Here is a 15,951-nt window from a genome sequence, read left to right as displayed (position 1 = left end):
AACTTCGAGTAATTTAAACCAATCAATCAATGATAATATTTCGATCAATCAATTAGTAAAAATCCACACAAGTTGTTCTTCATATTCTCTTAATGATCTTCTCAATGCTTCGTCAGCATCAAGCTAGGTCGGCTATACTACTCTCTATCTCTAAAAAGTCAATCTATAATGTTAATTATTTTTTCTAACAAACCCAACTCCAATCTCATCTTAAAATCTCAATTCGAAATCTTAACAACTCAATCAAGTGCCTGATTTATCAGAAGTTTTATTTAACATCACCGCCGATGGATGTGCATTCTACAGCATTCCATTCCCAACACAACCCCTTTTTTTAATTATTTTAATTGTTCGAACAAATAATGTTCGTTTATCATATTTATTCACACTTTTTAATCAAATTTGCTTTAATACATATGCAATAACTACTGTTAGAATACGATTATGAAGTCTTTAATATAGCTATATCATTATCGACTACTTTTACTTTAAGAATATTTCAAGGAATTCTATGCGTCCTTATCATGTACTTTGGGCTTGTTTACTTAGCATTGGTCTGACTAGCCATGTATTTGCTCAAGACGAATTATCTGCTCAAGAGAATTCGGACAATGCTGTTTCTACAAACTCTGATTCAGATGATAAGTCGTCTCAAGAGAATTCTTCGGTACTAGAAAACGAAGCAGCTTCTAAACACCCAAGGATTGAAGCCCTTAGAGAGCTTAAAAACATCACAAAAAATGACTTAAAAGTGAATGCCAATGCAGCTCAACCAGATGCTGTAAAAGATCCACTACAACCATTGAACCGTGAAATTTATGCGTTTAATGACATGATCGACCGTAATGTTGCTCGACCTATTGCTGTTCAGTACAAAGCAAAAATGCCTGGTGATGTACGTTCTTCATATAGTTTATTTCGTAAAAACTTAAGTGAACCATGGAATGCAGTCAACCAACTTGCTCAAGGGCGTTTTAGTCGTGCAGCCAAGTCTCTAGGTCGTTTTACCATTAACACCGTCAGCTCTTTAGGTTTAGCTGATCCTGCAACTCGCTTAGGTTTAGCAACTGAAGAAGAAAGCTTAGGTACCACATTAGGTTACTACGGTATTCCAAGTGGTCCTTATGTCATGCTGCCTATCTTAGGGCCAAGCACACTTCGTCACTCAGTTGATTATGTTGCTGAAGGTTATGCCAATCCGCTTACCTATCCAATGGATAACAACCATCAAACGGGTTTAATCTGGGGTAACCGTGCATTAGGTGGGATTAATACTCGTTCTAAACTTCTAGATGTGGAAAGTGTATTGCAAGGTGATCGTTACTCAGCAATTCGCGATATCTATTTACAACGTTTAGCATTCCAAATCGCTGAGAAAAAAGGCCGTGGACAGGAAGCTGTGGCGTTTGTAGATGATGACGAGGATGATAGCAATAGCCCTGCTGATACAAACGCAGACAAATAACCACAATATTTTGTTAAACTTATTTGCTAGTAATTCATATGGTTTTACTAGCATTGTGGTGTCATCTATAGTAAATCTACTGGATAATGCTTTTATACCGATTAAGGATCATTCATTTCTTCTATGTATTTCATTCAACCCAGTCGCCAAATTTCAAGCTTAGAACAAGTATTAGATACGCTTCCTAGCTTGCAGATGATTACCATTGAAGACATTCATCGTTATGATCCAACAATTATTGCAATTGCAGACGTCCACGATTTTTTACAGTACCAATGGGCTTTGCCTACCATTGTGATTGCGCAAGAAAATGAAGGAAGCGAACTTTCCCAAGCATGGGAGCTTGGCGCCCTTGCGGGTTGGATCTGGACCAAGCTTCCCGCAAATCTTGAAGATTCTTTATTAAAAATTGATGCGCAATATAAACGTAATCAAGATAGCCGTGATTTACCTTCTGCCGCAGAACTACAAAAAAAACTTCTTCCAAATCCAATTGAACTACAAAACTATAAAGTTGAGACGCTTTTCCAGCCTTCTGCGTATTTGTCTGGTGACTGGTATGATTACTGGAAAATCAGTGATAAAGAAATCATGTTCTATTTGGCCGATGTATCGGGTCATGGGGTAACCAGCTCTTTACTGACATCTTGGATGGCTGCCTTTCATGGTCGCTCGAAAACACCAAGAGAATTGATTAAAAAACTCAATGGTATGCTGGTTCAAGAAAATATTGAAAAACATATCACAATGTTGGCTGGCATTCTAAATCTAGAAACACATGCTTTAAAATGGTCAAGTGCAGGGCATTACCCTCCCCCCATTATTTTTGAACCCAACCAAGCCCCTCGTGTTTTGAATACCAGCAGTTTTCCTTTAGGACTCACCGAAGACTTAGAGGTTGAAGAGTTTCAATGTACCTTAACTAAGCATGCGCGGTTTATTATTTGTTCTGATGGTGCCCTTGAACCATTCTCGGGTGGTTTGAATGAACAGTTCTCACAATTGGTCTATCATTTGCAAAATCAATCATTCCGTGCACCAGAACATGTAGCAGATGACATAGCAATCCTCAGTCTCCGCAGAATGAATTAACAATATAATCAAACATATATAACAAATTAGACTAATAACCTATACGCAAACGCTTGAGTATAGACTTACGCTATGTGATAATTTTCCTATCCTTCTCTGCAAATGGCATTTATATGTCAACAGGTCATGTTGAATATGCAAGCTTGAATGGAACGCATATTTTCAAACTTATTGGTGAAGTGCGAGCCCAATCTTGTATTAGTTTAGACAAACTTTTGGCAAGGATTGAACAACAAAAAAACGTCATTGGCGCAATTGTTGATTTAACCCAAACCACATTTATTGATAGTACAGTTCTTGGAATACTTGCCAAGCTTGGCTTAAAGTTGAAACAAGTACACCACATCCAAGCGGTGATGCTGTCCACAAATCCAGATATTACCACTCTAGCCAATAGCATGGGCTTAGGGCAGGTTTTTGTCATTTTAAATTACTGTGGTGACCCTCAAGTGTGCACCAATGCTTTGATTGACGATAATGTTAATCACAGCACAATGCTGTGTACCGTTCTCGATGCACATAAAACTTTAATGAAGCTCAATGAAAACAACCAAAATATGTTCGAGCCATTAGTTAAACAACTTGAAAAGCAGCAAGATACTATGGAATGTGTATCTTCAAACCAGCAAAACGCTTAATCATCTCAAGATTGCTTTATCAGGGATAGCCCATGACTTTACTTTCCGTTGTTCAAATGAACTCTCAAAATGACATCGAAGCAAACTTCAGTGTGATTGAGTCGTTGATACAACAAAGTAAAGCTGATGGCGCTTCTTTGATTGTGTTTCCTGAAAATTTTGTCTGCTTTGCCGCAGGTAAACAACGGGAAACTGCTGCACGTTTTGAAGAAATTCAAAAGCGTTTAGAAAACTTAGCACATCATTATCAAATATGGATTGTTGCAGGGACTTTACCTTGCCCTTTCCGTCCAGATGGTTCAATTATTGCTGATGGTCGAGTTCGTACTGTCAGCCTATGTATCAGTCCAGAAGGCACTGAAGCACGTTATGACAAAATTCACTTGTTTGATGTACACGTGGGTGACGCTGTTGGCGGGTATCAAGAATCTCAGTTTTTTGAACCAGGCAGTGATGTTGTTGTCGCGAAAACACCTTTTGGACAAATCGGTTTGATGGTTTGCTACGACTTACGCTTTCCAGAACTTGCACTCACCTTGAGAGCGCAAGGTGCAAATATTTTGACTGCACCAGCTGCATTTACCTATACCACAGGCCAAATGCATTGGCAGTTATTACTTCAAGCACGTGCGATGGACAGTCAATGTCATGTTTTAGGTGCAGCACAACAAGGTTGGCATGGTGAAAAACGTCAAACCTGGGGACATGCTGGCGCAACTAATAGTCGTGGACAAATTTTAGCGATCACAGATGCAGAAGGTGCGCAATTGATGACAGTTCCTTTTAATTTGAATGAGCAGCGCTCAATTCGTGAATCAATGCCTTTAATGCAACATCGCAAATTGATGTCATTCTAAGTCCGTATTGCCATTAATGACTTTTATTTCCTGAACAAGACAAAACAACGTTATACTTGTGAGGCGTAATATCTTCACGAGACAAGCATGCAACAAGACTATTCAAACTTAAATCTTGATCATCAACTCTGCTTTCTTGTTTACTCTACAAACTTAGCATTAAATCAACTTTATCGTAAATTACTAACACCACTAGGACTGACCTATCCACAGTATTTAGTTATGTTAGTGCTTTGGGAAAAAGATGGTCTAACTGTGTCTGAAATCGGTGAAAAACTCTTTTTAGAATCATCTACGCTTACCCCCTTACTCAAAAAATTACAAAGTAATGGTATTGTTAACCGCGAACGTTCTACGAAAGATGAACGTCAAGTGATTATCAGCCTCACTGCTGAAGGTCATGCACTAAAATTAAAAGCAGTGGATATTCCATTACAAGTTGCTCAAGCCAGTGCTTGTGATTTAGACAGCATTACTCAATTGAAAGATCTTCTTTCAAATTTACGCGAAAATATTTCAAACTAAAGTTATCAAATTTTACACAAACGCTACTTGTTTAAATATTTATATCGTATACGATATAATTGAACACAATCAAAAATGGAAGATTTCCGATGTCTTTAGAAAAAGTGGTTTATACAGCACATGCAAAAGCAACTGGCGGTCGTGATGGTCGTGCAACATCATCAGACGGAATTTTAGATGTTAAATTAGCAGTGCCTAAAGAAATGGGCGGGGCTGGTGGTGGTACCAATCCTGAACAACTTTTTGCAGCAGGTTATTCTGCTTGCTTCCTTGGTGCGATGAAGTTCGTTGCAAATCGTGATCATTTAAAAATTACCCCAGATGTTTATATCGAAGGTGATGTTGGTATTGGTCCAATTACTACTGGTTTTGGTATTCAAGTGACTTTAAATATTCATTTAGAAGGTTTAGAGCAAGAAGAAGCACAGAAATTAGTAGATGCTGCACATATCGTTTGTCCATATTCAAATGCGACTCGTGGCAATATTGATGTGACATTGAATGTGATTGTTTAATGCTATGATAAAACCTACCTAGAAGTATAAATTTATTTTTAGGTAGGGGTAATGCTTACTTTTATTTTTCTGGTTGGTTTTTTATGGACTGGGTAGAACTAAAAGATAAAATATATTATTGCGATGATACTCTAAGAGACCTTTATATATTCGATACTAATATTAAAGACCTAAAAAATGGACTGCCTTTGTAAATGAAAATTATACAATCAAATGGCTTAACCAGCAGACACAAAAGAATGAGAGCCAAATTAATTTTGAAGTCCTTCAAGAATGTTTAAATGACGCTCATAATCTATGTTGACATGCTAATCTCTATTTAGACAAAACTCAGATAAATAATCATTTTTTCTTAGTCGACAAAATTGAAAATGATATTAATCCAAATGATATTAATTCACTACAAGACCATGAAAAAATCATCAACTACATGATTTGTATTTCGAATTTAATAAATAAGCAGATTATTTTAACACCTGAGAACGAACCAGAAACTATACTTATAAAAGTAACTAAAGGCTCTGTAGAATTTATAGCTAAATTATAAAGCCTAAAGCATACTCTGAGAAAATTTTAAAAAGATAGATAAATAATTTTCAATTATTCAGCCGCTTCATTGGTAACACGTAAAACCTCTTCCATTGTGGTTTTACCCGCTAATACTTTACGTAAACCATCATCTCGAATTGAACCTGCATCTTTACGTGCATATTCTTCAAGCTCATATTCTGCTGCATTACCATGAATCAAACGGCGCATCTGCTCATCAATCGGCACAATTTCATAAATCGCAGTACGTCCTGTAAAGCCCGTATGGGAACAAAAATCACAACCATTCGGTACAGGTAGTTTTAAATTCGATTCTAAACTCACAGGTTTAAACACATCTTTTTCAAAGTCATCTGCTTCACGCCATGTATGACAATGAGAACACAATGTCCGAACTAAACGCTGGGCAATCACCCCAATCAATGAACTGGATAATAAGAAGGGTTCAATGCCCATATCTTTTAAACGGGTCACAGCACCAATTGCAGTATTGGTATGTAGCGTAGACAAAACTAAGTGACCTGTTAAAGAGGCTTGAACTGCGATTTCAGCCGTTTCCAAATCACGGATCTCCCCCACCATCACCACATCTGGATCTTGACGAAGCATGGCTTTTAACGCACGGGCAAAGGTCATATCCACTTTGGTATTCACTTGAGTCTGCCCAATCCCTTCAAGTTGATACTCAATCGGATCTTCAGCAGTGAGGATATTTTTAGAACCATCATTCAAATCAGAAAGCGCGGCATACAAAGTCGTCGTTTTACCCGACCCTGTAGGGCCAGTGACTAGAATAATGCCATGTGGACGATGAACCAATTGGGTTAAACGCTCATAGTCAGGCTTCATTAAACCCAAATGGGTCATGTTGAGTCGACCCGCTTGTTTATCCAACAAACGCATAACGACACGTTCACCATGCGACGATGGCAAGGTCGAAACACGGACATCCACCTCACGTCCTGCAAGACGTAAAGAAATACGACCATCTTGTGGAATACGTTTTTCTGCAATATCGAGTTTTGCCATAACTTTAATACGCGATACCAACAATGGCGCAAGTTCACGACGAGGCTGTACGATTTCACGCAATTGCCCATCTACCCTTAAGCGAACAGATAATTTCTTTTCAAAGGCTTCAACATGAATATCTGAAGCCCCGACTCGAATCGCTTCAGACAATAAAGCATTGATGAGTCGCACAATTGGTGCATCATCTTCCTGATCCATCAAATCTTCAGTTTCAGGAATCTGATCGGCCAGACTCAATAGATCAGGGTGATCTTCAAGACCAGCGGCAACCTGTTGTGATTCGCCCGTTTCACCTGCATAGCTTGAACTGAGCATGTGATTAAACTCAGTTTCATTACATAATTGATGTTGTGCTGTACGACCGAGATAGCGGCGGGCTTCCTGAATCGCAATTTGTGCGGTATCCTGACGGCGAACAATAAAAACTTGATCACCTTCATAACGCAACAGCACTCCATGCCGTTTTGCAAAACTATATGGTATTTGTAATTGTTTGAGAACTTGCATTACAACTTATATTAATGATTTAAATTGCTTTGAGTGTACTCTATGCTCATGACAGCGTGAAGTCTGTTTGTTAAAGATTTGATGATGATTTTATGAATGGGATAAACACTTTTGTCTAAGAAGAAAGAACATCTGGAACCAGAACTCCCTGATTTAAAGTGGTGGGGAGAACAACTGTTTGAATTGAACCAATCCAAAGCATGGCAATTTGGTTCTATGATGATGCGCATTACTCGTGGTCTGCAAGAATGGCGCTTGGAATATTATCGTCCAAAATTCCAATATGACTATGAACAGCAATGGCATAAAATCCATGATGTAAATTTTGGTTTTCCTGAACCTGTACATGTTGAACGCTATATGTTTCGCGAGACCCATAAAGCGTTTCAACTCATGCCCCGTTTAGCTGATCGCTCTGTAGTGATTCGTCCTGTCGATCCAATTTATATTCCAGCAGGCCAACGCGGTACACTCTACATCAGTACACCCCTGTGGATTTCAGGTTTTGTGCAAGCCCAAAAAGAACCCTTATTTGATATTCCCGTAATTTTACCTAAGGATACATGGTTTGGCCCTGATCACCGCACAGGTGAAATGTGTTATGCCACCTCAGTCGATGGTCGTACCGAATTAAATTTATTACGTCCACGTGCCTTTCGTGCAGTAACACCGATTGATTTCCACAACGTCAGTAGTCATCAGCTTCGATTTGACCGTATGAATGTGCCTGTTCCTGCGCTACCTTTATTTTATAGTGAAAGCACAGGACGTTTATGGACATCACAAATCAAGGTCGTGTATGAAGGCAATGACCGCCCTGCCCGTGTAAGAATTGAAAATCGTACACCACCTTTGGCCGGCGAAGTGATTTATGTACATCCGCCACGCTCACCAGGTGGCGCTTTGTTCAATATGTTTGATTCATTTTTCTAAGGGATGAGGTAAAAATGGCTGAATCCAATATTCCCAAAGACATTGCCAATAGCCTAAAAGGCATCTTTACCAATGTAAATGTCGACCGCTTAAGTGAAATTGCTGTTGCTCTGATCCTCTGCTTTGTTGGTTTTGTACTGGCACGTGTTATTTCCAATACCTTTATCCGCACCATAGGTGCACGCTTTAATGCACATCAACGTTTGGTTTGGCGTAGAGGTATTTTTTATTTTATTTTCTTACTGTTTGTGATCGCCAGCTTAAAAGAAGCGGGCTTTAAACTCAGCGTATTTTTAGGTGCAGCAGGGATTTTAACTGTTGCATTGGGTTTTGCTTCACAAACTTCAGCATCGAATTTAATCAGTGGTTTATTTTTAATTGGCGAAGGTTCATTTGAAGTTGGCGATACAATTCAAATCACCCTGATTCGTGGACATACCATTGAAGGTGAAGTGATTTCCATTGACTTACTTTCCGTGAAGCTTTTGACCATGGATAATGTCTATGTGCGCCTCCCCAATGAGCAATTGATTCGCGCCCCTGTACATAATCTATCAAAATTCCCGATACGGCGATTGTCGATTACAGTTGCAATTAACTTTAATGAGAACATCAATAAAGTTCGTGAAGTTTTAATTGATGTTGCCAACGATTACCCGTTGGTTTTAGCAGATCCAAAACCACGTGTGACTGTTTCTGCCTTTGGAGAATCCTCCATTGAAATTTTATTTGCACTGTGGTGTATGCAAGCAAACTATCTACAAGTCAAAGATGAAATTCATGAGTTAATCCGTAATCGTTTTGTGGAAAATCAGATTGAAATCCCTGTACCAAAAATTGGCTTTGTAGATCGTCCAAATCCAAATGAAGTTCTTCAAAATGAAGATATTGACGGTTATGCCAATAAACAGGAATTAAAATTAGAGCAACAACAAGATAAACAACTTTAAGCAGACAAAAGCGATAATCTAGAAAATAAGAGTCCCTCATTTATGATTGAGGGATTCTTATTTTCAATTACAAAATATTCATCAAGTTTTAAACCATGAGCTGATAAATTAATCACTTCAAAACAACAAAATGGACAATCACAATGCAACTCAATCACTATTTAAACTTTGAAGGCCAGACTGAAGCCGCTTTTAATTTTTATAAATCTGTTTTTGGTGGTGAATTTTCATTTTTAAAACGTTATTCCGAACTACCCGATGTCCAAGTGCCAGACCAAGAAAAAAACTATATTTTACATGTTTCTTTACCGATTAATGAGTTTACCGTGTTGATGGGTTCAGACACCAGCAAACAGTTTTGCGCGCCTAATACTGCGGCTTTCAGCAAAGGCACCAACCATTATATTTCGATCAACTTAGAAGCTCATGAAGCGGATGAAGCACAGCGATTATTTACAGCACTCTCTGCCAATGGGCATATTGAAATGGCACTAGAACCTACATTTTGGGGTGCTTTATATGGTGCTTTCACCGATCAGTTTGGTATTCGCTGGATGGTAAACTGTCAACTGAGTGAAGGATAATGAACTGAATATTGCGATAGCCTATTGATTGACAATGATATAGGTTATATTGCTGTTACGATAACAACGTCATTTATAACAATATGATCACTGGTCTTACCCATACCCTTCTGATTATTTTAATCACACTTGCGATTTCTTTTATTGCTTGGCAACAACGCAATGTAATGAATCGTTTGATTTTCAATGTTTCAGCGATTAAGCATGGTCAATATGATCGCTTTTTAACCCATGGTTTTATCCATAAAGATGGTATGCATTTATTTTTCAATATGTTTACCTTGTACTTCTTTGGACGAAATGTTGAATGGTTTTTCCGTGATTACTTAAGTGGTATGGGCTTTGTCTTATTTTATTGCAGCGCCATCATCATTGCTACGATTCCCAGCTATTTACATAATCGAACCCTAAATTCCTACCGAAGTTTAGGGGCTTCAGGTGCCGTTAATGCAGTATTATTTAGTGCGATTCTGTTTAACCCTTGGGGCATGCTTTATATCTATATTTTACCTGTGCCCGCGATTATTTTTGGGACGATTTATTTATGCTATAGCCTGTATGCAATCCGTTCAGGACATTCGCCATTAATCGATCACCGCGCGCATATTACCGGTGCAATCTATGGTTTCTTATTTCCTTTACTGTTAGAACCATCATTAGCTACAGCATTTTTCTATAAGTTTATTAATTCGCCTTTATTCTAAATTTCATATGGATTCAGTGATATCTAAACTGTTCTGTAAGGAAGTAAGACCTCAATATTTGAAAATTGCACAATGATCTTAAAAGCGTTCTATCTTGAGAGAATAAATACGACTAACACAATTTCACCAATACTATAAAAGTTGAATTCTTAAACCCAACTTTTATATTGTTAACATTTAAAATTAATGTTGATCAAGTCGAAATGAGGTCATGGTTAATGAACCAGCGACGGCTTGATCATTAAAAATATGTAACTCATCTTTCTCTTCCTGTAAGCCTAAGGCATATAACATCGGATAATAGTGATCAGGTGTGGGGATCGACAATAAAAACTCAGCACCTTGCTTTTGCCAGTCAATTAAAGCTTGATGGTTATGCGTGGCTAAGAAATTTTTCATCTTTGCATCAGCTTCTAAAGCCCAATCATAACCATAATGATCATCAAATTTATCAAAGGCAATTTTGCTTAGGTTATGTACGAGATTACCACTGGCAACAATCAATACCCCTTTACGACGTAACTGCGCTAATTGTTTAGCCAAGTCATAATGATATTGGGCACCTTGACTATAGTCGACACTCAATTGAACAACAGGAATATTGGCTTGTGGGAATACATGACATAACACGCCCCATGTTCCGTGATCTAATCCCCAACTATGATCATGATGAATTTCTATACTGTGAATTGCTTCAGTTGTTGCCTCAACCAAAGCTTTATTTCCAGTAGTAGGATATTGCACATCAAACAAAGCTTGAGGAAAACGACCAAAATCATGAATGGTTTTCGGTTGTTGCATTGCAGTGACGGCAGTACCACCTTGGGTAAGCCAATGTGCGGAAATACATAAAATTGCTGTGGGCTGTACGTCCATTTCTGCACCAATGCTGTTCCAAGTACGGGTAAAATCATTGGTTTGAATCGCATTCATGGGTGAACCATGTCCCAAAAATAGTACAGGCATGACTTCAGTATTGGGTAAAGTTGCGTTCCAGCCTTTGAGTAGCGATAAGTCACCCATTGTTTGATTTAACATTTCATCCACCATGAATCATCTTTGTTTAATTATCTGCTGTTCATTGTTGTAGATATATAGACTTTTCCAGCCTACAACATTGCAAAAATGCAACGATGAAATTTTTATCAATAGTTTTAATCAGAGAAAGGTTTTACTAACAGATGATCTTATGTTGAATCAATATTGATTTGGGCACGATACAGATAAAGCCGAATACCAATTTATGTCGTTCATATCATATTCATAATAAGCAATGGCTACACCAGCTTTAACTTGAGAACAATAAAAAGCCGAACTTTCGTTCGGCTTTCATTTCAAAATCAGTACTTAATACAATCAAGCACCTGTTTGATAATGTGCTTTTGGTACAGCTGTAGAGGCTTGGTAAGGATGAGTAAAATCACCTAAACCTGCTGCTGCCTCATGGATATCTTTACCTTCTTTCACAACAAAAGTATCGAAACCAGAACGCTTCATATAGTTCAAAACATCTTTAAACACATCGCCTGTTGCCCGAAGATCGCCTGTATAGCCTTGGCGACGTAACAACGCAGCAAATGAATAACCACGACCATCATTAAAACCGGCGAAATCAATAAAGATCGCATCTAACTGATCTAATGGAAACGCATTGGTTTCAGGTGAAGCATCTACGGTAAGAAATAGTGCTTTTTTCCCCGTCACATTCGCAAGCTGATCCAGCTGCTCAACGGTCAACAACACATCACCTTGTGGCAATACTCCATCTTCAGCAATGATTTGATAGGTATTGTCTGCAACAGTGCCATCTTTAGAGAGGACTTGAAGTGCGGTATTAAGCATATGCGCGCTCCTTAAAAGGTTGAATACCCACTCGGCGATAAGTTTCAATAAATTCTTCACCTTCGTTACGAAGATCAAGATAAGTATTTAAAATTTCATCAATAATGTCAGGTACAGATTCTGCTGCAAATGATGGTCCTAAAATATCACCAATTGAAGCGTCATGGTCTGCATTTCCACCCAAGGTAATTTGATAGAATTCAGCGCCTTTTTTATCCACACCCAAAATCCCAATATTGCCGACATGGTGATGACCACAAGCATTCATACAACCTGAAATGTTTAAGTCGATATGACCTAAGTTATAGACTGTATCTAAGTCATCAAAACGACGTGTAATGGCTTCAGAAATTGGAATAGATTTCGCATTTGCCAATGAACAGAAGTCACCGCCTGGGCAACAAATGATATCGGTAATAAAACCAATATGTGCACGAGCAAGATTATTCTTTTCAAGCGTTTGCCACAATTCAAATAAATCTTTCTGAGGTACATCGACCAAGGAAATATTTTGTTCGTGTGTGGTCCGTAATTCACCAAATGTATATTTGTCTGCAAGATCTGCAATCAAATTCATTTCTTCAACAGTCATATCACCTGGTGCAATACCTGCACGTTTCAGTGAAATAGTGACAATACGGTAGCCTGCAACTTTGTGTGCATTAGTATTGATATTGAACCACTGTTTAAACTTTGGATATTCAGCAAATAAGCCACTGAAATCTTCATCTGCATAATTTTGATAATCAAACGGCATAAACTCTTCGTCTAATTTTTGCAAAATTTCAGGTTGAACTTTCAAGGTTTTAATTGTTTCAGCAAATTCAGCTTCAACTTTTTCAGCAAAAACTTGTGGTGTTAGTGCTTTAACCAAAATTTTAATACGGGCTTTATATTTATTGTCACGGCGACCATGCAAGTTATAAACACGAAGAACTGCTTCTAAATAAGCAATTAAATCTTCACGTGGCAACCACTCACGAATCATAGAACCTATGATAGGTGTACGACCTAGACCACCACCTACTTTGATTTTATAACCCAACTCACCCGCATCATTACGGGTTAAATACACCCCAATGTCATGGAATGAAGTTGCTGCACGATCAATTTCTTCAAGTGCAGAAACTGCAATTTTGAACTTGCGTGGTAAAAATGCAAACTCAGGATGGAATGTAGACCACTGACGAATCAATTCACATGTTGGGCGTGGGTCTGCAATTTCCCCAGCAACGACACCAGCATATTGGTCAGTTGTGGTATTACGGATACAGTTTCCTGAAGTTTGGATCGCATGCATCTGAACAGAAGCTAAACCTTCTAACATATCAGGCACATTTTCTAGCGCAGGCCAGTTAAACTGAATGTTCTGACGTGTCGAAACGTGTGCATAACCACGATCATATTCTTTGGCAAGCTCTGAAACTTTACGCAATTGTTTAGAGTTCATTAAACCGTAAGGTACAGCAATACGTAGCATTGGCGCATAACGCTGTACGTATAAACCATTTTGTAATCGTAATGGACGATACTCATCTTCAGTGAGTTTTCCAGCTAAATAACGTTCCGTTTGATCACGGAATTGTGCAACACGTTCATTGATCAGTTGCTGATCGAAATCAGTATATAAATACATGGCGTACAGCTAGTAGTTTCATTATAACGATGCACAATATAACGAGTATTGATCTATCAAAGAAATGCTTTTTTTCCATATTTTATAGCGATTTTATTGATAAGCATTGTGCAAAGATCGAATTGGCAATGCTTTACGGGCAAAGCATACTTTTATTACGTTATGGATGTTTTTCTTCATTGCTTATCTTTATTTCAGATAATAAAAAGAGCATATCGAATATGCCCTCTCTTTAATCACAGCTGTCATCCCAATACTGAACTTGTTCAACCCTGTAGTTTATTGATCTTATACAGGATTGATTAAGATCAATGCCCAAAGCTGAGTTTAGCGATTTTGAATTAATACTCTGGTTTCTGCTGCTCATCACTATTTTCTAATTTATCTTCGGCAATTTTTGCGACTTCATAACCTGCAAATGCGCCAGCTGCTTTTTCTAGCAAGCCAGCATCAGGATCTAACTTATCGACACTTTGCTCAGCAATCACTGCACCTGCAATTTTACCTAACTCGTCTAATAAACCACTCATTGATCATACTCCGCAGTGTTTTGTTTGAGTTTCAAGTCTATGCATACTTGCTGAAAACATTGCGAAGATTCTGTTGTTACACTGACTAGATTATGAGAGAGCAATGCAATGATTGATGTCAATTTTTTAAAATTAAGATCCGCTTAATCTTTTAAGGCTGCAATACAACGCCCTTTTAAGCAGATCAAACGATGACAATTCAGATGGTCAAATAGGTATTCTCCCAAACACTTTGGTCAAGCTCTGCATGAAAATCAGCATTCAAATCTACTTCAACCAATTGCACATAACGGCCATATACCTGATCTATCGCCAGACAATCATCTACCTCTAAAACTCGATCGGTATGTGGCTTTTGCCAATGCCCTGCAAAATACTGTTTACCCTTGGCTTTCGCTTCAATCGCATCTTGAGCAACAATCAGGATATAGCGGTGTAACTCACCAAACTCATTTGCTTCATAGCCGCCTAAATTAATCAGCCAAAGCTTCTGATCTGATACATTCGGTTGCGCATCAGTAAAATGTATTTGATATTTTTTATTTTCAAACACTAAAGCCTGTAATTTTTGCCATGCGTCGATGTGTAAACCCTGTTGCTCACCAAACCACGCATTTTTTAATTGAGGATAAACCTCTTCAAGCGAATCGCCCACGGCAAGCACCACATCATGAACCTCAACATTGGCACGTGCATGACGGCCACCCAGCATAACAATAAATAAACTAGACATATTCAGTCACTAAGTTAATGTTTGAACAAGTTTTAATAATAAAATCCCACCCACAGATAATATGGCATTATTCAAAAAATGAATGAGTAATACATGCCAAATATTGCGTGTCCACAAATAGATCAGATTTAAAAATAAACCTGCACTCATAAAGCTGATTGTCGAGATTAAATTTCCATCAAAATTATAATAATGGATCAGACCAAATAATATAGAGTTCAATATAATCAGTACAATGCGCCATAACCACGCTTGGATAAATAACTTTTGCAATAAAGTATAGCGAAACACAATATCTTCTAAAAGCGCAGTAAATAGTGGACCCAAGCTAATGATCAACAGACTGAGAAAAGGAATATATTCAGGGTCAATCAGGTCTTTTTCTTGTGTACTCGACCCAAGGGGTAAAAGCTGACGTGTCAATGTGATTACTACTTGTAACACGATTGCACCAACCACCACCAAGACACTTGAGCGCCAAAAGGCCTGTTTATACTTTTGCCAATGTGTAAGCAACATATCCTTATATAAGTAGCACACTAAAATAAATAGCACGCCTCTTAAAATGGTATCACCCAGACTAACAGCTATCGAGATTCCAAAGATTTTTTCTAAAATAAAGCCATTTAAAATAATTAAAGGGATGATACAAATCGCAAATGTGTCTTTCCATCCCCAGACAATTTTTTCAGGAAAAGGTTCAGCTCGAACCCGTTGTAAAAAACGCATATAAAAAATTAACCGATTATTTTCATTAAATTTTGGGTAATTTAGCTCATGATTTCCATGTGCTTTTTGTAGAGTTTCCCCATGATCCTGTCTAGTCCAGAAATAAAAAAGCCTCTATAAAAGAGGCTTT

At 38.1% G+C, this 15,951-nt stretch carries 17 protein-coding genes; 10 read left to right on the top strand and 7 right to left on the bottom strand.

The window, feature by feature from the left end:
* Positions 1-511: 511 nt before the first annotated feature.
* The 6 genes from ACG9ZL_RS01945 (at position 512) to ACG9ZL_RS01920 (ending at position 5,092) form a co-directional block, all read left to right on the top strand.
* The gene (locus tag ACG9ZL_RS01945) at positions 512-1,465 is read left to right on the top strand and encodes an MlaA family lipoprotein (RefSeq protein ID WP_419358879.1); all 954 of its coding nucleotides are present in this window, start codon (positions 512-514) and stop codon (positions 1,463-1,465) included.
* Positions 1,466-1,588: 123 nt separating this feature from the next.
* Entirely contained in the window at positions 1,589-2,557 is a 969-nt protein-coding gene (gene gigA / locus ACG9ZL_RS01940; RefSeq protein ID WP_004725998.1) for an RsbU family protein phosphatase GigA, read from the top strand.
* A gap of 113 nt (positions 2,558-2,670) precedes the next feature.
* The gene (gene gigB / locus ACG9ZL_RS01935) at positions 2,671-3,195 is read left to right on the top strand and encodes an anti-anti-sigma factor GigB (protein WP_016539397.1); all 525 of its coding nucleotides are present in this window, start codon (positions 2,671-2,673) and stop codon (positions 3,193-3,195) included.
* A 32-nt stretch (positions 3,196-3,227) separates the two neighbouring features.
* Positions 3,228-4,052: a carbon-nitrogen hydrolase family protein gene (locus ACG9ZL_RS01930; RefSeq protein WP_336953598.1), complete on the top strand. Its 825-nt coding sequence runs from the start codon at positions 3,228-3,230 to the stop codon at positions 4,050-4,052.
* A gap of 87 nt (positions 4,053-4,139) precedes the next feature.
* Positions 4,140-4,577: a MarR family winged helix-turn-helix transcriptional regulator gene (locus ACG9ZL_RS01925; RefSeq protein ID WP_419358876.1), complete on the top strand. Its 438-nt coding sequence runs from the start codon at positions 4,140-4,142 to the stop codon at positions 4,575-4,577.
* An 89-nt stretch (positions 4,578-4,666) separates the two neighbouring features.
* Positions 4,667-5,092: an organic hydroperoxide resistance protein gene (locus tag ACG9ZL_RS01920; RefSeq protein WP_419327637.1), complete on the top strand. Its 426-nt coding sequence runs from the start codon at positions 4,667-4,669 to the stop codon at positions 5,090-5,092.
* Positions 5,093-5,692: 600 nt separating this feature from the next.
* Here ACG9ZL_RS01920 and gspE read toward each other — a convergent pair.
* Complete coding sequence (gene gspE / locus ACG9ZL_RS01915; RefSeq protein WP_419358874.1) at positions 5,693-7,180, bottom strand: type II secretion system ATPase GspE; 1,488 nt, start codon at positions 7,178-7,180, stop codon at positions 5,693-5,695.
* A 111-nt stretch (positions 7,181-7,291) separates the two neighbouring features.
* Between gspE and ACG9ZL_RS01910 the strand changes: the two genes are divergently transcribed.
* The 4 genes from ACG9ZL_RS01910 (at position 7,292) to ACG9ZL_RS01895 (ending at position 10,351) form a co-directional block, all read left to right on the top strand.
* On the top strand, positions 7,292-8,113 hold the full coding sequence (locus ACG9ZL_RS01910; RefSeq protein ID WP_004725984.1) for a DUF432 domain-containing protein: 822 nt from the start codon (positions 7,292-7,294) through the stop codon (positions 8,111-8,113).
* Between the two features lie 14 nt (positions 8,114-8,127).
* Positions 8,128-9,063, top strand: coding sequence for a mechanosensitive ion channel family protein (locus ACG9ZL_RS01905; protein ID WP_336953594.1), 936 nt, complete (start codon positions 8,128-8,130; stop codon positions 9,061-9,063).
* Between the two features lie 143 nt (positions 9,064-9,206).
* On the top strand, positions 9,207-9,647 hold the full coding sequence (locus ACG9ZL_RS01900; RefSeq protein WP_336953593.1) for a VOC family protein: 441 nt from the start codon (positions 9,207-9,209) through the stop codon (positions 9,645-9,647).
* 83 nt (positions 9,648-9,730) lie between these two features.
* On the top strand, positions 9,731-10,351 hold the full coding sequence (locus ACG9ZL_RS01895) for a rhomboid family intramembrane serine protease (RefSeq protein ID WP_419358873.1): 621 nt from the start codon (positions 9,731-9,733) through the stop codon (positions 10,349-10,351).
* A gap of 183 nt (positions 10,352-10,534) precedes the next feature.
* On the opposite strand, the gene ygiD is transcribed toward ACG9ZL_RS01895, so the two are convergent.
* From ygiD to ACG9ZL_RS01865, 6 genes are all read right to left on the bottom strand, one after another.
* On the bottom strand, positions 10,535-11,401 hold the full coding sequence (gene ygiD / locus ACG9ZL_RS01890; protein ID WP_419358872.1) for a 4,5-DOPA-extradiol-dioxygenase: 867 nt from the start codon (positions 11,399-11,401) through the stop codon (positions 10,535-10,537).
* A 306-nt stretch (positions 11,402-11,707) separates the two neighbouring features.
* Positions 11,708-12,193, bottom strand: a complete 486-nt coding sequence (locus tag ACG9ZL_RS01885; protein ID WP_056512359.1) for a DUF934 domain-containing protein — start codon at positions 12,191-12,193, stop codon at positions 11,708-11,710.
* Positions 12,186-13,829 (bottom strand): nitrite/sulfite reductase, encoded by a 1,644-nt coding sequence (locus tag ACG9ZL_RS01880; RefSeq protein WP_336953591.1) that lies wholly within the window; start codon positions 13,827-13,829, stop codon positions 12,186-12,188. The genes ACG9ZL_RS01885 and ACG9ZL_RS01880 overlap by 8 nt, the downstream gene beginning before the upstream one ends.
* A 341-nt stretch (positions 13,830-14,170) precedes the next feature.
* On the bottom strand, positions 14,171-14,359 hold the full coding sequence (locus ACG9ZL_RS01875; protein ID WP_336953590.1) for a hypothetical protein: 189 nt from the start codon (positions 14,357-14,359) through the stop codon (positions 14,171-14,173).
* Positions 14,360-14,558: 199 nt separating this feature from the next.
* Complete coding sequence (locus ACG9ZL_RS01870; protein ID WP_419358869.1) at positions 14,559-15,092, bottom strand: DUF1543 domain-containing protein; 534 nt, start codon at positions 15,090-15,092, stop codon at positions 14,559-14,561.
* Positions 15,093-15,101: 9 nt separating this feature from the next.
* On the bottom strand, positions 15,102-15,821 hold the full coding sequence (locus ACG9ZL_RS01865; RefSeq protein ID WP_419358867.1) for a CPBP family intramembrane glutamic endopeptidase: 720 nt from the start codon (positions 15,819-15,821) through the stop codon (positions 15,102-15,104).
* Positions 15,822-15,951 lie beyond the last annotated feature (130 nt).

This window comes from Acinetobacter legionensis (assembly GCF_048551735.1).
GTDB lineage: Bacteria > Pseudomonadota > Gammaproteobacteria > Pseudomonadales > Moraxellaceae > Acinetobacter.
The sequence above is the reverse complement of the archived record's forward strand: the minus strand, read 5'-3'. Positions and strand labels throughout refer to the sequence as shown.